Source organism: Sorangium sp. So ce1335, assembly GCF_051521615.1.
Classification (GTDB): Bacteria; Myxococcota_A; Polyangia; order Polyangiales; family Polyangiaceae; genus Sorangium.
Genome location: NZ_CP150363.1, coordinates 5,533,852 through 5,552,949 on the forward strand (window position 1 = coordinate 5,533,852; position 19,098 = coordinate 5,552,949).

Here is a 19,098-nt window from a genome sequence, read left to right on the forward strand (position 1 = left end):
TCGCGCCCGCGCGCCGCAGATCGCGCAGCATGGCCGCGCGCCGCGCCGACGTATGCCCCCGTCGACCGCCGCCGACGCGCGGCCGCGACCACCTGTCACGCCGGCGACACCGGACGTCGTCGGAGGTCGCATGGAGGCGCAAGCTTCGCTAGCATGACGCACGCCCCGCCGTCCGGCAGGCCGGCAGCGCCGCGCGCTCACCGGCACGAGGGCTCGGCCCGAGGAGACCCATGTCCATTGATATCGTCCGAGGCGAGCTCGAGCGCCTCTTCTCGCTTGATGAAATGATGGCCCTGTCGTCCGACCTCCTCGGCTTCAACCCGGCCGAAATCGGCGGCAACGCCTCCAAGGCCTCCTTCGCACGCGCGCTCACGGACCATTGCGTCGAGGTCGACGCCATCGAGGCGTTGATCGACGCCGTGATCGCCTCGCGCGCCGAGGTCGACGCCCGCGTCCGCGCCCTCGGCGCCCAGGGGCTCAGCCTCCCCGAGGAGCTCGCAGCCGGCGAGACGTTCGGCGATTACGTCATCACGAGAAAAATCGACGAGGGGCCGCGCGGCCTCGTCTACGCGGCGACCCGGGGGACCGAGCCGCGGACGCTCAAGGTGCTGCGGCGCGAGGCGACGCGCGACGGCCGGGCCCTGCGCAGGTTCCTCACCCACGTCCGCCTGGCCGCGCAGGTGCGCCACGAGAACCTGGCGAGCGGCGTCGAGGCCGGGATCGTGGGCGGCCGCGCGTTCGTTGCGTACACGCACATCGACGGGCTGCCGCTCTCGGCGCGCCTCGCGCGATCGGGGCCGCTCCACATCAACGAGGCCAGGCCGCTGCTCCGCGGGATCCTGAGCGGGCTCGCCGCGCTGCACGAGCGCCGCCTCGTCCACGGCGCGCTCAAGCTGGAGAACGTGATCGTCGCCCGCGACGAGGACGGCCAGCCGCTCCCCGTGCTCGTCGACGTGGGCGGCGACCGGCTCGGCGCCGGGTGGTCGAGCCCGGAGCTCGTCCGGACCGCGAGCCCCGAGCAGCTGCGCGGCGAGGGCGTCGGCACGTCGAGCGATCTCTACGCCTTCGGCGTGCTGCTCTTCGAGCTCCTCACGGGCAAACCCGTGTTCTCGGGGGCGGCCGCCGTCGACGTCGCCGTCGCGCACCTCACCGAGCCGCCGCCCGCGCCGAGCGCCGTCGCGCCGCGCGGGTGGGTCGGCAAGGACGTCGACGAGCTCTCGGGCCGCCTGCTCGCGAAGTCGCCGGACGGCCGGCCGAGGGAGGTGCGCGCGGCGCTCGACGCCGTCGAGCTGTTCGGCAAGCCGCCGCAGAAGGGGGCGACGATCAGCGAGGCGCAGCTCGACGAGCTCATCGATCGGCTCGTCGCGAGCCCCACCGAGGCCGACCTCGCCCTCGCGGTCGAGGCGACCGTCGACCAGGGCGCCGACCCGGGGCGGGTCGCCGAGGCGCTCGCGATGGCCGCCGATCAGATCGACGCGGCCGACGGCGGCGCCGAGGCGGCCGCGGCGAAGAAGCTCCTCCACTTCAGGGCGGCCCGGATCTACGAGAAGGGCAAGCTCCACGACAAGGCGGAGGCCGTCTACGTGGGCCTGATCGAGCGCGATCCGGGCGACGACATCGCCTTCAGCGCGCTCGAGGAGCTCCGCAAGGCGCTCGGCAAGCACGAGGAGCTCGTGGAGATGCTCCTCCAGCGCAGCGAGAAGGCCGAGAGCGCGGGAGAGCGCGCCCGGGCGCTGAACGAGATCGGGCACCTCTACGTGCGGGAGCTCGACGACAAGGATCAGGGGGTGTTCGCCTTCGCGCAGGCGCTCGCCCAGGATCCCGAGCAGGACGCGTACGCCGTCGACCTGGAGCGCGCGGCCGGCAGCGACATGAAGATCTGGGCCGAGGCGCTCCAGATCCTGAGCCAGGCGAGCACCGACGAGGCGATGGCCCCCGAGCCGAAGATCGCGCTCTTCAACCGGCTCGGGCCCTGGTACGCGGAGAAGGTCGCGCGGGCGGACCTCGGGATCCCGTGCTTCCAGTTCGTGCTCGGGCTCGACCCGGCGAACGAGAAGGCGCTGGAGGGGCTCGCGCAGGTCTACCGCCGCGCGCAGCAGTGGCAGGAGCTCGTCCAGGTGCTGCTCTCGCGGGCCGACCGCGCCGCGACCCCGGGCGAGGCGCGCGACCTCCGCGCGGCGGCCGCCGAGCTCCTCGAGACGAAGCTGAACGACGCGGGCCGCGCGCGCGACCTGTACGAGCAGATCTTCGCGGAGGACCCCGGCCACACGAGGACGAGCGACGCGCTGCTCCGGATCTACCGGCGCCTGGAGGACCACGCCGGCTACGCGAAGATCCTGGAGCGGCGCGCGGAGGCGCTGCGGGGCGAGGAGCGCGTCGAGGCGATGTGCAAGCTCGCCGAGCTCTACGAGGACCGCCTCGGCGACCTGAACGAGGCCACGCGCCGCTACGAGGCGGCGCTCGAGCTCGATCCGACGAGCCTGACCGCCCTGCGCGGGCTCGATCGCATCTACAGCCGCGCCGGGCGCTACAGGGAGCTCCTCCAGAACCTGGAGCGGCAGATCGAGGTCAGCGCGACGCCGCGCCAGAAGATCAACCTCCACGAGCGGGTCGCCGGCCTCTACGACGAGGAGTTCCTCGACCACGCGAAGGCGGCCGAGGCCCTCGAGGCCATCCTCCGGATCGACGGCGCGCACGAGGGCTCGCTCGTCGCGCTCGGGCGGCACTACCGCGCCCTCGAGCGGTGGGAGGACGTCGTGGCGCTCTACGAGCGGCAGCTGGGCATCGTCCCCGACGACAAGCGCCGGGAGGAGATCCTGCTCGCGATGGGGCGCGTGCTGCTCGAGCAGATCGGGTCGCCCGAGCGCGCCCGCAAGGCGTACGAGCGGGTGCTCGCGATCGACCCGCACCACGCCGGGGCGCTCGAGTCGCTGGCGCACGTGCGGGCCGCGACCGGCGACGCGGCGGCGGCGCTCAGCGCGATCGAGTCGCTCGCGGCGACGGCCAAGACGGCGGAGAGCCGGGCGGATCTCTGGATCCGCGCGGCGAAGCTGCTCGAGGAGAAGGGCGACCGGGACGGGGCGATCGAGCGCTACAAGATGGCCCTCGACGCGCAGCCGCACAGCGCGGGGGCGAGCTCGGCGCTTCGCGCGGCCTACCTCGCCCGGGGCGACGCGACGAGCGCCGTCGAGCTCATCGCGCGCGAGGCCGAGGCCGCGGAGGGCAACCTCGCGAAGGCCAGGCTCTACGGCGAGATGGCGCTCCTGCTCCGGGAGCGCGTGAAGGACGACGCGCGCGCCGCGGAGGCGGCGACGCGGGCGGTCGACCTCGACCCGACGAGCATGCTCGGGCTGATGATCTCCGGCGACCTCGCGTTCGAGGCCGGCCGCTTCCTCGAGGCGGCGCGCCACTACGAGTCGCTCGCGAACCGGGCCGACGCCCTGCCGAGGGAGCAGGGGCTCAAGCTGCTCTTCCGCTACGTCGACGCGCTCAGCAAGAGCGGCTCGAGCGGCAAGGCGATCGGCACGGTGCAGGCGCTGCTCGCGCTCGCGCCCGACGACCCGGCGGCGATCTCGCGCGCGGCGAAGGTCAACCTCGACGCGGGCCGGGCGAGGGAGGCCGCGGAGCTCTACGAGGGCCTCGTGGAGCGCTTCGGCGCCGGCCTGCCGGAGCGGGAGCGGGCCGACGCCCTGCTCCGGCTCGGCGAGGCGAGGCTCGCGGCCGGCGATGCCGAGGGGGCGATCGGGCCGCTGAACGAGGCGGCCGATCTCGTCCCGGAGTCCCCTGCCCCGCTCGCCCTCCTCTCCAGGGTCTTCGAGGCCAAGGGGGAGTGGGAGGAGGTCGTGCGCCTCAAGCACCGGCGGCTCGACGTCGTGAGCGGCGACGAGCGGAGCGCGCTCCTGCTCGAGATCGGCGACCTGCTCGCGACGCACCTGAACGACCGGACGCGCGCGGCGAAGAGCTACGTGGCCGCGCTCGACGAGCGGCCGGACGACCGGAAGATCCTCACCAAGCTGATGCAGCTCTACAGCGAGGAGAAGGACTGGTCGAAGCTCGTCGACATCGTCCTGAAGCTCGCCGCCAAGATCGACGACCAGCGGCAGAAGGCGAAGTACCTGCACACGGCGGCCATCGTGAGCGCGCGGCAGCTCGGCGATCTCGACCGGGCCGCCCGGTTCTACGACGAGGTGCTCGAGCTCGATCCGTCGCTCACCCGGGCGCTCGCGGAGGCGATCGAGATCCGCGGCGAGAAGGGCGACCACGAGGACGTCGAGCGCCTGCTCAAGGTCGAGCTCGACCGGGCGACCGAGGAGAACGACACGGCGAAGATGCTCGAGACGTTCGACCGGCTGGGCGTCCTCTACAAGGACAAGCTCGGCTGGATGAGCGACGCGATCGACGCCTACGAGGCGGCGCAGACGCTCGATCCGGACAACGAGGAGCGGAACGAGCTCCTCGCCGGCCTCTACGCCGAGAGCCCCGCGCAGTACCTGGACAAGGCGGTGGCCGCGCAGATCCCGATCCTGCGCCGCAACCCGTACCGGCCGGAGTCCTACCGGCTGCTCCGGAAGCTGTACACCGAGACGAAGCGGGCCGACGCCGCCTTCTGCCTTTGCCAGGCGCTCTGCTGCCTGAGCGCGGCCGAGCCGGACGAGGAGCGCTTCTTCCGGCGCCTGCGCCCGGACACGGTGGCGGCCGCGCAGCAGCCGCTCGACGAGGAGGGGTGGGCGACCGGGCTCATCCACCCGGACGCTGACCCGCTCCTGACCGCCATCTTCGGCGTCATCGAGCCGGCCGTGCTGAGGAAGAACGGGCAGTCGCTGGAGGAGCTCGGCTACCAGCTCGCCTACCAGATCGACCTCGCGCGCCACCCCTACCCGATGTCGCAGACGCTCAACTACGCCGCGGGCGTGCTCGGCCTCGATCCTCCGCTGACGTTCCAGAACCCGAACGACGGCGGCGGCGTCTCGTTCCTCCACGCGCACGTGCCGGCGATCGTGCTCGGCGCAGCGGCGCTCCAGATGGAGCTGCCCACCCAGGCCGCGGCGTTCATCGCCGCCCGCCACCTCACCTACTACCGGCCGGGCATGTACATCCGCCACCTGGTGCCGACGGGCACCGGCCTGCGCGCCTGGCTGTTCGCGGCGATCAAGCTGATCTCGCCCACGTTCCCGATCACGAAGGAGCTGGAGGGGCCGGTGATGGAGAACCTGGCCGCCCTCGATCCGATCATCGTGGGGCCGTCGCGCGATCAGCTCGCGAGCGTCGTGACAAAGCTCCTCCAGGCCGGCGCCATCGATCTGAAGCGCTGGGTGTCGGGCATCGACCTGACGGCCGACCGCGCCGGGTTCCTCCTCGCCAACGACCTCGAGCTGGCGCAGGAGATGATCAAGGCGGCCGACGACCCGAGCGCCGCCGTGAACCAGAAGGAGCGGCTCAAGGAGCTCCTGCTCTACGCCGTCAGCGAGGAGTACTTCGCCGTCCGGCAGCGGCTCGGGATCAACGTCGATAGCTGAGCCCGCGCGGGGTGGATGATGATGGAGATCGCCGGGAATGGCCCCCGGAGGGCGCCCGCTCGCGGCGGGGCAGCCCCGGCGGCGCCGCCCCGCCGCGAGCGCCGCACGTCGCAGCGCGCTTCCTGGATCAGGAACGATCCAGCCCCGGGGGGGTCGCTCTCGGCAGACTTCCGCACCGGACTGGTTGACGGATAAATCCTCAAATTGCTAGGCTGCGGGCCGGCATTAGGCCCTTTCGATCGTATGTTAGCTCGCCGCAGCGTGGCAGCGGGCAGCCTGAGCGATTGTGTGAAAGCACGCCCATGGCGGCAAAGAAGACCCGAAAAACTTCGAAAAAAGACCGGAAGAGAGCGACCAAGGCCAGCGCGGCGAGCTCCAGGCGAGCTGCCGCGACAGCGCGGACGCGGAAGGCGAAACCTGCCGCCCGATCGACCGCGCGCAAGCCGAAGCGGAAGGCCGCGGCCTCTCGTCCTGCTGCGCGACGCACCTCGGCCGTGAAGGCGGCAAAGCGCCGGAAGGCCACGACAAAACGGGCGACCGCCCGCAAGTCGGCGGCCCCGGCGCGGCGAAAGGCGACGCGCGCGCCCGCGCGGGCGACCCGCACGAGCGCCAGGAAGAAACCGGCGGCCAAGGCGAAGAAGACGACGCGCGCCGCCGCGAAGCGGGCCGGCGCGGCCAAGGCGAAGAAGACGGCCGCCAGGACGAAGGCGAGGTCGACGCGCGCCGCCGCCAAGCTGAGGACCACGAAGGCCAGGGCGAAGGCCCGGGCGACAAAGGTCAAGGCGAGGGCGGCGAAGGCCAAGGCGACGCGGGCGAAGGCCACGAAGGCCAGGGCCACGAAGGCCAGGGTGACGAGGGCCCGGGTCGCGAAGCCGAGGGCGGCGAGGACCAGGGCGGTCGCCGGGCGGGCGCGGAGCGCGAAGGCCGCGAAGAAGCGGGTCGCGCGGGCCACGAAGGGCACGAAGCCGAGGCTCGCGCGGGTCAAGGCCGCGAAGCCGAGGCTCGTCCGGAGGAAGGTCGCGGCGCGCTCCGAGCGGGCGCTCGCGGCGCAGGCGGCCGAGCCGACGAAGCTCCGGAAGAAGAAGAAGAAGCTGAGGTCCGACGACGAGCCGAGGCTCAAGGAGAGGCTGAAGCTCAGGGAAGGCGGGGAGCAGGCCGCGCCGGTCGAGGCGGAGCGCCCGCGCCGGACGAGCGACAAGCCGCAGCGCGCGAGCGACAGGCCCCAGCGCGCGAGCGACAGGCCCCAGCGCGCGAGCGACAGGCCCCAGCGCGCGAGCGACAGGCCCCAGCGCGCGAGCGACAGGCCGGTCTCCGAGAAGAAGAGCGTGCGGCCGGGCACGGCGAAGGGAAAGGGCGCGGCGTCCATCGAGCGCCGATCGGGCCGCGTCCCGCTCCGGGAGCCGCCGCGGATCGTCACGCTGCCCCTCCCGATGCTGCCGCCCCCGCGGCGGGCCACCATCGAGGAGCGCAGCGCGCTCATCGAGCAGCGGCTGAACGCGCAGTCCGAGGACTTCCGGCGGCGCTACATCGACAGCCTCGATATGTCGTGGATTTATCACGACAGCGCGCTCGAAGGCGTGGTCTACACGTTCGACGAGCTGCGCGCGGCGCTCAGCGGCCCGGCGCCGCTCGTCGCGGACTCGAGCCTTCAGCCGACGTACGACGACATCCGGCGCCACAAGGAGGCCATCGCGTACGTGCGCGAGCAGGGCGAGAACAAGCGGGCGCCGGTCACCGTCGACTGCGTGAAGAAGCTGTACCTGATCCTCCATCCGGAGGAGGGGGACCTCAAGACGGTGAAATACCGCAAGGACATCCCCCAGCACCGGCTCTACTTCCACGAGTACGCGCCGCCGGACAAGATCGCCTACAAGGTGCGGCAGATCATCGACTGGCTGAACGACCCCGAGACACGGAAGACGCGGAACGGCATCCGGATCGCGGCGCGCGCGCACTACGATCTGCTCCGGGTCTATCCGTTCCCGAACGACAGCGGCAAGGTCGCGCGCCTGTTCATGAACATGCTGCTCCTGCGCACCGGCCTGCCCCCGTCGATCATCCACTCGACCGAGCGGCAGCGCTACTACGAGGCGCTGAAGGGCTCGGCGACGACGGTGCTGCAGATGGTGCAGGAGTCGGTGGAGAACGCCCTCGCGAGCGTCGAGAAGCTCCTCGATGAGCATGAGACGCGGAAGCGCGCCTTCGTCAGCTGAGACATCGAAGCGCGGCCCCGCGCAGGGGGCGGCGACCGCCGGACGGAGCGCGCGGCGCCCGCCGGCGGCCGCCGCTGACCGTGCGAGGGCGGCCGCGCCCCCCGCGGCGGCCCGGGCGCCGGCGCGCGCGCGGCCCGGCGCGCCGCCCCAGGCCATCTACGCGCGGCTGCGCGTGCTGCACCCGGACGCGCATTGTGAATTGAATCACACATCTGCGTTCGAGCTGCTCGTGGCCACGGTGCTGAGCGCCCAGACGACGGACGTGCTCGTCAACAAGGTGACGCCGCACCTGTTCGGCGCATACCCCGACGCCCGCGCGCTCGCGGGCGCCGATCCCGCCGAGATCGCCGCGCTGCTCCGCCGGCTCGGGATGGGCATGTTCAACCAGAAGTCCAGGAACATCGTGGGGCTCGCGCGGGACCTCATCGAGCGGCACGGCGGGGAGGTGCCGAGGACGCTGGCCGAGCTCGTCGAGCTGCCTGGCGTCGGGCGCAAGACAGCGAATGTGGTGCTCGGCGTCGCCTTCGGCGCGCCGGAAGGCGTGGTGGTCGACACCCACGTACAGCGCCTGGCGCAGCGGCTCGGATGGACGAAGAGCGACAAGCCGGAGCAGATCGAGCGAGATCTCGGGGCGCTCTTCCCGCAGCGCGACCGGGATATGCTGTCCCACACGCTGGTCTTCCACGGCCGCCGGATCTGCTTCGCCAGGAAGCCGGCGTGCGGAGGCTGCGGGATCAGCGACGCGTGCCCGAGCGCGTTCCGCGCGGAGAACGTCGGGCGAAAGCCGCCGCGCCCACCCCGGCGCCGCGCCGCGCAGCCGTGAGCGCCGTCGACGCGGAGCAGGTCGCGCGTCGAGCCCGCTGAGGGCAGACGTGCAGACGTGGAGCAGGTCAGCGCGGCTCACCGCAGCTCGACGCGCCCGCCGCGAGCTGCGTGTTGACCTGGCGCCGAGGGCGCAGGGTAGACTGACGTGATGAAGGCTCTGCCCCTGATAGCCGCGCTCACCTGCCTCTTCACCGCCGCGTGCGGCCGGCTGGAGCGCGATCTCTGCGACTACAAGTGCGACTGCGAGGGGTGCGACGATCGCAAGTACGGCGATTGCCTCGATCGCTACGATTCCAGGTACGAAGACGCGGACCGCAGGGGCTGTCTCGACAGGTACGAAGAGCTCCTCGCGTGCGAGGACGACACGGGAATTTGCCGCGACTACAAGTGGGATGTCGCCTGCAAGCGCGAGAAGGATGCGCTGGATCGGTGCATCGACTGAACCTCCAGGTCAGAGATCCCTTTCGAGCTCTGCCTCGCGGGGTATCGACGCAAAGAACACGCAGAAGACGCGATGGCGTCAGAATCCAGGATATCTTCTTTTTCGCGTCTCCGCGCCTCCGCGTCTTTGCGTGTTCGTGTCTTTGCCTCGAAGTCTCAGGCCCCGTCGCCCGGCGGGGCGGCGCCGGTGCGGAACGACTCGACGAGCCGCTCCGACGCCGTGTAGGGGTCGATCTCGCGCCGCGCGACGGCGTGTACCGCCGCATCGAGCGCGGGGCCTAGCGCGACGACCGCGGCGTCGGTGAGCGCGTCGCGGAGCTGCACGTGCATCGCCTCGCGCAGGCGCTCCTCCCGGCGCGACGCGCCGGCCTCGGTGCCGAACAGCCACGCCCGGTGCGCCTCCAGCCTGTCCACGAGCGCCGCCACGCCCTCGTTGCGCGTGGCCACCGTGCGCACGATCGCCGGCGTCCAGGGCCCCTCGGACGGCTCGCCGAGCGGACCCGCCGCGCCCGCCGCGCGGGCGTGGAGCGCCGCCGCGCTGTGCCCGCGCGCCCGCCCGGAGGCCTTCGCCACCTCGCCGCCGAGCGCGATCATGAGCTCCAGGTCGCGCACCGCCGCGTCGGCCCCATCCCGGTCGGCCTTGTTCACGGCGAAGACGTCGGCGCACTCGAGGATTCCCGCCTTGATGGCCTGCACCTCGTCGCCCATCCCGGGCGCCGCGACGACCAGGGTCGTGTGCGCCATGCGCGTGATCTCCAGCTCGTCCTGCCCGACCCCGACGGTCTCGACGAGGATCACGTCGGCGCCCCATGCATCGAGGACCCGCGCGACGTCCATCGCCGAGCGCGACAGCCCGCCGAGCGCGCCCCGGGTGGCGAGCGACCGGATGAACACGTCGGGATCGCCGAAATGCGCCTGCATGCGGATGCGGTCGCCGAGGATGGCGCCGCCGGTGAACGGGCTCGTGGGATCGACAGCCACCACGGCGACGCGGCGATCCTGGTTGCGGAACGCGCCGATCAGCCGGTCTGTGAGCGTGCTCTTGCCCGCCCCCGGGTTGCCCGTCACGCCGAGGACCCAGGCGCGGCCGGTGTGGGGGAAGAGATCCTTCAGGATCGCGGCATGGTCGCCGGCGCGATCGTCGACGAGCCGGCAGGCCCGCGCCGTCGCGCGCGTGTCGCGGGCGAGGACCTTCTCTGCGAGCGGATGCACCCGAGCGGTCTAGGCCCGGCGATGCGAGGACACAACCGGGCCGCGGACGATGGGCGCCCCCTACCCTGCCCCGCCGCCGTCGTCACCGGACGGCCCGCCGCCTGCTCCGCCCGCTCCGCCTTCTCCGCTCGCCGACGAGCCGCCGCCCCCCGCACCGCCGCCGCCGCGGTCGAAGATCGGCCTCGTCTGGCCGCACGCGGCGGCGAGCAGGGCCGAGAGCACAGCGCACGCGATCAAGGCCGGGGTGCGGTTCCACATGGGCCGTTCATGAACCGGAGCGCTCACGCAATCCAGCGGCGCGCTCTGGTCACGGCGCCGCCGGTGCGTTCCGGTCGAAGCGCTGCCAGCGGCCGCCGATGAGCCGCTCGTGCGGCAGGTACTGGGCCTTGTAGACAAGCCGCGAGCACTTCTCGACGTACAGGCCGAGGTAGAGGTACCGCAGGCCCCAGGAGCGGCACAGCTCGAGCTGCTTCAGGATCGAGAAGACGCCGGGGCTCAGCGGCTCGAGCGCGGGATCGTAGAACGAGTAGACGGCCGACAGCGACTCGAGCCCGCGATCCACGATGGCGACCCCGACGAGGCGCCCGCCCACGCGGTAGCGCATCTCGAACGTCTCGCAGCAGCTGTCCACGAGGAACGCCTCGTAGCCCGCCGCGCCGAGGGGGCCGTCGTCGCGCATCAGCCCGCGGCCGTGCTTGTGCCTGTTGTACAGCGCGACCTTCTCCCGCGTGGTCACGGGTGGGCCGATCTCGACGTCGATCATCTGTTCGCCCCGCCGGAGCACGCGTCGCTGCGTGCGCCCGGGGACGAAGTCGCTGACGAGGATCCGGATCGGCTCGCACGCGCGGCACGAGGGGCACTGGGTGCGGTAGAGCAGCTTGCCGTGGCGCCGGTTGCCCGAGACAAGCCTCCGGTCGAACTCCGCCCGCGTGAGCGGCCGGATGGGCACCCGGAGCGGCATCCGCGCGTCGACCTCGTCGAGGTACGGGCAGGGGCTCACCTCGTCGTGGACCGTGAGCTCGATCGGGTCCGCCGCCTCATCCAGACGAGGGAGCTCCCCGTCCTGCGTCGGTACCGCCTCTCGCTCGCCCGATGAGCCCATGTCTCCGTCGATCCGAGCGCTCGATCCCCTGTCGATACGCCGGCCGCTCTATCCAGGGGATGCCTGTTGGGGGGCCACGTCAAGCAAAACCCTGAGCGGCCCGGGACGCAGGACCGCGCACGCGCAACGCCCATGGGCGCGCGCACGCGCCCGGCGACAACACCCCGCCCGCTCGTGCCGGGCGTCGGGCATCAGGCGTCGGGCATCAGGCGTCGGGCATCGGGCATCGGGCATCGAGACTATCGCACATTTACCCCTGTACACCCACCATGCATCGGCCTTCGCGGAGCGCCCGCCCCTTTTCCTCTTGCCTCGGGGCCGGTATGACCCGGCACGCGCCCGCGAGATGTCGGTCCAGGGACGGGCCCGATCAGCGCGGGCGCCCCAAGAAAGGCCGAACGCTTTGGATCTCACTGGAAAGCAGCGCCGCCACCTCCGGGCGCTGGGGCATCACCTCGACCCGGTCGTGCAGCTCGGCAAGGCCGGCCTGACCGACGGCGTCGTCGCGGCCGTCGACACGGCGCTGGAGCGGCACGAGCTCGTGAAGGTGCGCCTGGGCACCGAGTGCCCCGACGAGCTGGGCGACGTCGCGGAGTCCTTGTCCGAGCGGCTCCGCGCCGAGGTCGCGCAGACCCTCGGCCGGACGATCCTGCTGTACCGGCGCCACCCCAAGGAGCCGAAGATCAAGCTGCCGGCCGGGAGCTGACCGCGAGCCGGCGCGCGGTCGCCCGAGGCGCGACGCGCCCCCGGGCGACCGCCTCGCCGCGGCCGCCGTCACACGTGCCGCAGATCGGGGCGCTCGGCGAGCAGGTGATCGAGCCAGGCGTTCGACAGCTTCTCCTGCACCGTGTTCGCCCGGAGCCGCGCGGCGAGGTTCTTGAAGTCGACGTGGTCGATCGGCTGATCCTGGTTGAAGCACGAGAAGACGAGCGTCTCCTTGCCCGTCTCCGGATCGACGTGCCGCTGGAGGCACTGCGCGCAGACCTCCTTCATCATGCACTGCATCGGCGAGTTGATGCTCGCGATGCCCACGTGCTTCGGATCGAGGTGCGGCGCCAGCACGCCGTGCCGCGCCTCGCGCACGGCGTTCATCATCTTGTCCGAGCCGATGGCGATGATGCGCCGGACCTCCGAGAGGCTCGCCAGCTCGCCGCCGAGGTGCCGCTCGGCGTAGGCCCGCATCGCCTGGACGATGTTGCCGCGGAAATGGCGGTCCGTCGGGCGCCGCGGCGGGATGTCCGCGCCGCCGTCCGTGCACCAGATGACCTGGTCGGTCGCCACCTCGATCTCGTCCTGCTTGAAGAGGTCCTCGCCCCGGCGGTAGCCGGCGAAGTAGATGACGCGGTCGCCGCGCGCCTTGAGCGCCTTCGCGATCGAGAAGAGCACCGCGTTGCCGAGCCCGCCGCCGGCGAGCAGCACGGTCTCGCCCTCGGGGATGTCCGTCGGCGTCCCGGTCGGCCCCATCACGACGACCTCCTCGCCCGGGCGCAGCGCCGCGAGCAGCCGCGACGACGCGCCCATCTCGAGGGCGATCAGCGAGAGCAGCCCCTTCTCCTTGTCGACCCACGCGCCCGTCAGCGCGAGCCCCTCCATCGCGAGCCGCGTCCCGCGGATCACCGGCGACCTCACCTCGTAGTTCTGCAGCCGGTAGAACTGCCCCGGCTCGAACTTCCGCGCCGCCGCGGGCGCGCGCACGACCACCTCGACGATCGTCGACGTCAGGCGCTCGACCCGCTCGACGACCGCGACGAAGTCGCGATCGAGGCGGGCGAACAGGTCGCGCCGCCGCGCGTCGCGCGCCGCCTGCGGCTCCTCGCCGAGCCGCGCGAGGTCGCGCTGGAACAGCGCGACGACCGACGGGTACGCGTCCTTCGCGCTCGCCATCGCCTTCACGACGCTCCCCGCGTAGTGCGGGTGGTTGTCGCCGTAGAAGCTCACCGCGTGCTCGCCGTCGTTGTAGCTCGTGAAGAAGCCCTCCCGCGGCTGGGCCGGCTCGACCTTCAGCGCGCCGTCCTCGCCGACGTACGCGCGGTGCGGCTGGAAGAACTGACGCCACTTGTCGAACGCGAACGACCCGGGGCGCTCCTTCTCGTACGTGACGTTGGGGCTCGTGCCCGCCGCGACGCACACGGTGCGGGCGGGGATCGACACCATCTCGCCCGTGCTCCGCCACTTGCCGTCGACGATCGCCTGGCGATCGAACACGAGCGACGCGACGCACCCGCGCTCGTCGAGCACCGCCTCGACCGGGGCGAGGTTCTCGACGTAGCGGATCCCCTCCTCGAGCGACGCGGCGACCTCCTCGTGGTTCAGCCGGTAGGCCGGCGAGTCGATGAGCCGCTTGCGGTAGACGAGCGAGACGCCGCCCCACGCGTCGACGAGCCCCTGGAAGCGCGGCGGCCGCCCCTCGCGCGCGGCGCGCGCGCGCTCGTCGCGGATCTCCTCGGCGTGGCGCCGCTGCTCGGCGACGAACTCCCGCTCCTCCTCGTCGAACATCGCGAGGACGGCGGCCTCGCCGCGCTCGGCGATGAGCGCGTCGATCCGGTCCGCCGTCTTCTCGGCCTGCACGACGTAGTACGCCGCGAGCTCCGTCGCGGTGTCGATCGCCGTCAGGCCGCCGCCGATCACCACCGCCGGCAGGCGCACCTGCAGGTTCGCGAGCGCCGAGCGCTTGTAGGCGCCGGCGAGCTGGAGCGCCATCAGGAAGTCCGACGCCTTGCGGATGCCGCGCGCGAGGTTGTTCTTGAGCGGGATGATCGTCGGCCGCCCCGCGCCCGCCGCGATCGCGACGTGGTGAAACCCGAGCCGGAAGGCGTCGTCGAGGTCGACCGTCCCGCCGAACCGCACGCCGCCGTAGATGCGCAGCAGGCGCTGCCGCGCGAGCGTGACGTAGAGGACGGTGAGGAAGTTCTTGTCCCACCGCACGGTGATCCCGTACTCGCTGACCCCGCCGAAGCCGAGCAGGACGCGCTCGTCGAGCTCGGTGTAGAGGCGCTTGAAGTCGCGGACCGGCCGCGGCGGGCGCGCCTCGTCGCCCGTGAGCTCGACAGGCAGCGGCTCGATCTTGAGCCCGTCGATCGCCGCGACCGCGAAGCCCTGCCGCGTGAGGTGGTGCGAGAGCGTGTAGCCGGCCGGGCCGAGGCCGACGACGAGCACGTTCTTCCCGTTGTACGGGAGCGCGTGCGGCCTGAGCGCGTCGAGCGGGTTCCACCGCGTGAGCAGGCCGTAGATCTCGAGGCCCCACGGGAGCGACAGCACGTCCGTTAGCGCCGCGGTCTCGATCTGCGGGATGTCGACCGGATCCTGCTTCTGGTAGACGCACGCCTTCATGCAGTCGTTGCAGATGCGGTGGCCGGTGCCGGGGCACATCGGGTTGTCGATGCAGACGAGCGCGAGCGCGGCGATCGACTCGCCCTTCCCGCGCATCGTGTGCATCTCGCTGATCTTCTCGTCGAGCGGGCAGCCGTGGAGCTCGACGCCGAGCGGGTTCGACTTGATCGCCCCGGTCTTGTTGTCGCGCAGGCCCTTGGAGCACGAATCCTTGTCGCGATCGTGGCAGAGCAGGCAGTAGTCGACCTGGCTCTCGACCTCGCGGGGGCCGGCGCGCCGGTCGGTCAGCGCGAAGCCGTCGCGATCCCGCCGGTGGTGCTCGGGGCCGACGAGGAGCTCGGCCGAGCCGCTGCCGCCCGGGTCCCTCTTCTTGTGGAGCTGCACGAGCGCCTGGTAGTCGAGCGTGCGCGGCGCCTTCAGCGTCGGCCAGCGCCGCGCCGGGTCGTGCTCGTCCGCGCGCCGCGCCGCGAGCCACGCCTCGATGGCGTCGAGCGCGAACGCGACGACCGCCGCGTCCTCGGCCTCGGTGGGCGCGTCGCCCGCGACGGCGACCGCCTGCGCGACGCGCTCCGCGAGCGCCGGGTCCTCCCGCAGGGCGGCGCGGGACTTCGCCGCCCGCGCGCGGAGCTCGTCCGTCCACTTCGCGCCGCCGGCCTTGGCCGCCTTGCGCGCGATCTCGTCGACCTCGATCAGCGCGAGCGTCGCGCGCGCGATCGCGAGCTCCTCGGCGGCGGAGCCGGTGTCGAGCGCGCTCGCCGGCGCGCCCATGGCCGCGAGCGACCGCCGCGCCGCGTGCGCCGCCTCGACGTGCGTGCCCTGCCACGCCTTCCCGGGGCTCGGCTTGAACAGGCGCTTCTTCGAGAACTCCCGCTTGAAATCCCAGAGGACGCTCCGCTCGAGGGTCGCGTCGATCTGCGCCTGCACCTCCCGCTCGACGCGGAACAGCCGGGCCACGAAGCGGCCGACGTGCGGCGCCGCCGCGAGCAGCGCCTCGGAGACCTGCTCCGGCGTGAGCGCGGGCCGGGCCGCGTCGCCGCTGGCGCCGGAGGCAGCCGCCTGCGCGGACAGCAACGACGTCCGGTACGCGTCGAAGCGCGCGTAGGCGCCCTCGTCCGACGCGCGGAAGTAGGTCTCGAAGCGCTCCGTCAGCTCGGCGAGCTTCGCCGGGTCGAAGAGGTCGGCGTAGCCGAAGCCAGGGATTCCGAGCTCGAGCTCGGAAGCGTCCGAGGTCGCCTGCACCCACGAAGAGAAGTCAGCCTGCACTCCAGCGTTCGCTTCCATACCCGCGGCAAATGCTTTCTATTTCAAGGGGTTTGCTCACCTGATCTCGATGGCGACGTAAAGTAGCACCGGGCCGCGCCTGCTACCCGCCTCTCGGGCAACATTCGTCGGCCTCGCGACGCGCGCGTGGCGCCGTTCGCCGCGATCGCGCAACGCCTGCGCTCGCCGGCGCGCGGCGCGACCGCGCGCCGCCCGCTCGCACGGCGACGCGCGCTCCATCGCGGTCGTCCCGAGGGGCCGCCGCGCGCGCGCCGCCGGGCGCGCCCGCGTCGACGCGGGCGGCGCCGGCCCGGCGGGCGCCCTGCGCCGCGGTCAGAAGCCTTGCGAGACCACGCGCTCGATCGTGTGCGTGGAGATGTTGCCCGCGATGACGTCCGGATCCCGCAGCAGCGCCTGGTGCAGCGGGATGTTGGTGCGGATGCCGCCGACGATGAACTCGTCGAGCGCGCACCGCAGCCGCGCGAGCGCCTCGGCTCGGTTCGCGCCGTGCGCGATCACCTTGGCGACCAGCGAGTCGTACGAGCTCGGCACGCGGAAGCCGCCGTACACGCCGGAGTCGACGCGGATCCCGACGCCGCCCGGCGAGTGGTACTCCGTGATGAGCCCAGGCCACGGCACGAACGAGCGCGGATCCTCGGCGTTGATCCGGCACTCGATCGCGTGGCCGCGGAAGCTCCACGGGCGCGTGTCCGGCAGCGAGAGGCGCTCGCCCGCGGCGGCGAGGATCTGCTGCGCGACGAGGTCGACGCCGGTCACCATCTCGGTCACCGGGTGCTCGACCTGGACGCGGGTGTTCATCTCCATGAAGTAGAGCTCGCCGCGCTCGTCCATGAGGAACTCGAGCGTGCCGAGGCCCGTGTAGCCGGTCTCGAGGATCGCGGCCCGGATGATGTCGCCCATCTGGCTGCGCTTCTCGCTGTCCATCGCCGGGCTCGGCGACTCCTCCATCACCTTCTGGTGACGGCGCTGGAGCGAGCACTCGCGTTCGCCGAGCGTCCACACGCCGCCGTGCTGATCGGCGAGCACCTGGAACTCGATGTGGCGCGGCGACTCGACGTAGCGCTCGAGGTAGACGTCCGGGTTCTTGAAGCCGGTCAGGGCCTCCTGCGTCGCGATCTCGAACGAGCGCTGCACCTCGCCGGCGTGGCGGACGATGCGCATCCCCCTGCCGCCGCCGCCCCCGGAGGCCTTCAGGATCACCGGGTAGCCGACGCGCTCGGCCTGCTCGGCCGCGTCGGCCGCGCTCTTCAGCACGCCGGTGCCGCTGAGCATCGGGATGCCGAAGCGCTTCGCGACCTCGCGCGCGGAGACCTTGTCGCCCCACGTCCGCATCGCCTCCGGGCTCGGCCCGATGAAGGTGAGGCGGCACTTCTTGCAGAGCTCGGCGAACTTGGCGTTCTCCGAGAGGAACCCGTAGCCCGGGTGGATCGCGTCCGCGCCCGTGACCTCGGCGGCCGCGATGATCTGCGGGATGTTGAGGTAGCTCTTCGACGCGTCGGCCGGGCCGACGCACACGGCCTCGTCGGCGAACCGGACGTGCAGCGCCGCGGCGTCCGCCTCGGAGTGGATCGCGACCGTGCGGATGCCGAGCAGGCGGCAGGCGCGGATGACGCGCATCGCGATCTCGCCGCGATTGGCGATCAGGATCTTCTGGAACACGGCACCCTCGCCCGGGCAGCGCTAGCTGCGCCGCACCTTGAAGAGACGCTGGCCAAACTCGACCGGCTTGCCGTTGTCGACGAGGATCTCGACGATGGTGCCGGGGGCGTCCGCCTCGATCTCGTTCATCAGCTTCATCGCCTCGATGATGCAGAGCGCCTGGCCGACGCGGACCGTGGCGCCGACCTCGACGAACGGCGGCGCGTCGGGCGACGGCGATCGGTAGAACGTGCCGACGAACGGCGAGGTGACGTACGTGACCCCCTCGTCGCTCGCGGCGGCGGGCGCGGGCGCGGCCGCCGCAAGCGCCGGCGGCGCGGCGGCGGCCGCCGGAGCGGGCGCGGGCGCCGGAGCGGGCTGCGCGACCGGCGCGCTCTGGATGTGGAAAGCGGCGGGCGCGAGCTGCTGCGCCCCGGCCTGCGGCGCGAAGCCCCCGCGCGTGAGACGAATGCGAACGTGTTCGTCCTCGAACTCGAAGTCGCTCACGTTGCGCTTCTCGAGGAGGCGAACCAGCGCCCGCAACTGCTTGAGGTTGATGTTCATGGAAGGACGTTCGGCCATCGATGTTTGCCGCCTTTCAACCAGAGTGACGGCGCATCTTCAACCTCTTTCGTCCGGTCGGACCTTCTCCAGGTGCCCGAGCAACCCGAGCAACCCGAGCACGTACGAGCTCGGACCGAAGCCCGCGACGCGCGCCATGCAGGCCGGCGCGATGCGCGAGCGGCGGCGGAACGGCTCGCGGCCGTCGGGGTTGGAGATGTGCACCTCGACCGTCGGGAGGGCGCTCGCGCGGATCGCGTCGTACAGCGCGATCGACGTGTGCGTGTAGGCGCCGGCGTTGAGGAGGATGCCGTGGAAGCCGCGATCGCCGGCGTGGCTGATCGCGGTCACGAGCTCTCCCTCGCAGTTCGACTGCATGCACGACACCGAGGCGCCGTGGGCCTGCGCGGCCTCCTCGACGGCGCGGTGGATGTCATCCAGCGTGGCCGTGCCGTAGATCGCTGGCTCGCGCTTGCCCAGTCGATCGAGGTTCGGCCCGGAGATGACCGAGATCCTGAAGCTGCTCAGGAGAGCTCCTTCAGCAGCACCGGCACCTTGGTGCGCAGGAGGTACCGGGCCTTCCCGATGTTCGCGTCGGGCGTCATCGAGAAGGCCACGAAGTACGAGCTGTTCACGACGCGGATGAGCGTCGTGACCTTCTCCGCCTGGATGGCGATCTCGGCGGCGTTGCCGGCGTCGAGCATCTCGGCGGCGCGCTGGATCGACTTGAGCACGACGCTGAACTCCGCGCCGATGGTGGTGATGTCGAACGCGGCCCCGGGCTTGGAGTAGCTGTCGACCGCGATCCCCTCGAAATCCATGAGAAGGGTCGCGATGCCGCCCTCGGTGTTCTCTACGACTTCCTTCAGCACGGCCTGGAACATGCGCCGAGACTACCCAAGCGCGGCACGATCGGGAAAACAAACGAACCTGACCCGACGTCATACGCGCCCGGTCCGGGCGCCGGCGCGCGTCGCCG

The 19,098-nt window shown here is 72.0% G+C and carries 14 protein-coding genes; 5 read left to right on the forward strand and 9 right to left on the reverse strand.

The genetic code is table 11. The annotated features are described in order from the left end of the window. The first annotated feature begins 230 nt into the window (after positions 1-230). On the forward strand, positions 231-5,516 hold the full coding sequence (locus WMF24_RS20420; RefSeq protein ID WP_437738100.1) for a protein kinase domain-containing protein: 5,286 nt from the start codon (positions 231-233) through the stop codon (positions 5,514-5,516). 199 nt (positions 5,517-5,715) lie between these two features. Here WMF24_RS20420 and WMF24_RS20425 read toward each other — a convergent pair whose 3' ends face one another. Continuing rightward, positions 5,716-6,882 (reverse strand): hypothetical protein, encoded by a 1,167-nt coding sequence (locus tag WMF24_RS20425; protein WP_437738101.1) that lies wholly within the window; start codon positions 6,880-6,882, stop codon positions 5,716-5,718. Between WMF24_RS20425 and WMF24_RS20430 the strand changes: the two genes are divergently transcribed. The 3 genes from WMF24_RS20430 to WMF24_RS20440 all read left to right on the forward strand — a co-directional run bounded on the left by WMF24_RS20430 (position 6,842) and on the right by WMF24_RS20440 (position 8,996). Further along, a complete protein-coding gene (locus WMF24_RS20430; protein WP_437738102.1) occupies positions 6,842-7,729 on the forward strand; it encodes a Fic family protein in 888 nt (295 codons plus the stop codon). The two genes, WMF24_RS20425 and WMF24_RS20430, sit on opposite strands and share 41 nt — an antisense overlap. Beyond that, positions 7,698-8,552: an endonuclease III gene (gene nth, locus WMF24_RS20435; protein ID WP_437738827.1), complete on the forward strand. Its 855-nt coding sequence runs from the start codon at positions 7,698-7,700 to the stop codon at positions 8,550-8,552. Before WMF24_RS20430 ends, nth begins: the two co-directional genes overlap by 32 nt. Before the next feature lie 150 nt (positions 8,553-8,702). Continuing rightward, positions 8,703-8,996 carry a hypothetical protein gene (locus tag WMF24_RS20440; protein ID WP_437738103.1) on the forward strand — a complete coding sequence of 98 codons (294 nt, stop codon included), beginning with the start codon at positions 8,703-8,705 and terminating at the stop codon, positions 8,994-8,996. Positions 8,997-9,151: 155 nt separating this feature from the next. Here the strand turns inward: WMF24_RS20440 and meaB are convergent, their stop codons facing one another. The 3 genes from meaB to WMF24_RS20455 are packed head-to-tail and all read right to left on the reverse strand — an operon-like array spanning position 9,152 to position 11,309. Next, positions 9,152-10,207: a methylmalonyl Co-A mutase-associated GTPase MeaB gene (gene meaB / locus WMF24_RS20445; protein ID WP_437738104.1), complete on the reverse strand. Its 1,056-nt coding sequence runs from the start codon at positions 10,205-10,207 to the stop codon at positions 9,152-9,154. 60 nt (positions 10,208-10,267) lie between these two features. Further along, positions 10,268-10,465, reverse strand: a complete 198-nt coding sequence (locus WMF24_RS20450) for a hypothetical protein (protein ID WP_437738105.1) — start codon at positions 10,463-10,465, stop codon at positions 10,268-10,270. A 49-nt stretch (positions 10,466-10,514) separates the two neighbouring features. Continuing rightward, positions 10,515-11,309: an arginyltransferase gene (locus WMF24_RS20455; RefSeq protein ID WP_437738106.1), complete on the reverse strand. Its 795-nt coding sequence runs from the start codon at positions 11,307-11,309 to the stop codon at positions 10,515-10,517. A gap of 403 nt (positions 11,310-11,712) precedes the next feature. Here WMF24_RS20455 and yhbY point away from each other — a divergent pair, with 403 nt between their 5' ends. Continuing rightward, the gene (gene yhbY, locus WMF24_RS20460) at positions 11,713-12,015 is read left to right on the forward strand and encodes a ribosome assembly RNA-binding protein YhbY (RefSeq protein WP_437738107.1); all 303 of its coding nucleotides are present in this window, start codon (positions 11,713-11,715) and stop codon (positions 12,013-12,015) included. A 68-nt stretch (positions 12,016-12,083) separates the two neighbouring features. Here yhbY and WMF24_RS20465 read toward each other — a convergent pair whose 3' ends face one another. The 5 genes from WMF24_RS20465 to WMF24_RS20485 all read right to left on the reverse strand — a co-directional run bounded on the left by WMF24_RS20465 (position 12,084) and on the right by WMF24_RS20485 (position 19,003). Further along, complete coding sequence (locus WMF24_RS20465; RefSeq protein ID WP_437738108.1) at positions 12,084-15,920, reverse strand: FAD-dependent oxidoreductase; 3,837 nt, start codon at positions 15,918-15,920, stop codon at positions 12,084-12,086. Positions 15,921-16,232: 312 nt separating this feature from the next. Further along, on the reverse strand, positions 16,233-17,579 hold the full coding sequence (gene accC / locus WMF24_RS20470; protein WP_437738109.1) for an acetyl-CoA carboxylase biotin carboxylase subunit: 1,347 nt from the start codon (positions 17,577-17,579) through the stop codon (positions 16,233-16,235). Positions 17,580-17,600: 21 nt separating this feature from the next. After that, positions 17,601-18,122 (reverse strand): acetyl-CoA carboxylase biotin carboxyl carrier protein, encoded by a 522-nt coding sequence (gene accB, locus WMF24_RS20475; protein ID WP_437738110.1) that lies wholly within the window; start codon positions 18,120-18,122, stop codon positions 17,601-17,603. A gap of 57 nt (positions 18,123-18,179) precedes the next feature. Then, positions 18,180-18,647: a type II 3-dehydroquinate dehydratase gene (locus tag WMF24_RS20480; protein ID WP_437738828.1), complete on the reverse strand. Its 468-nt coding sequence runs from the start codon at positions 18,645-18,647 to the stop codon at positions 18,180-18,182. Next, the gene (locus WMF24_RS20485) at positions 18,644-19,003 is read right to left on the reverse strand and encodes a roadblock/LC7 domain-containing protein (protein ID WP_061617885.1); all 360 of its coding nucleotides are present in this window, start codon (positions 19,001-19,003) and stop codon (positions 18,644-18,646) included. Before WMF24_RS20485 ends, WMF24_RS20480 begins: the two co-directional genes overlap by 4 nt. Between the last annotated feature and the right edge of the window lie 95 nt (positions 19,004-19,098).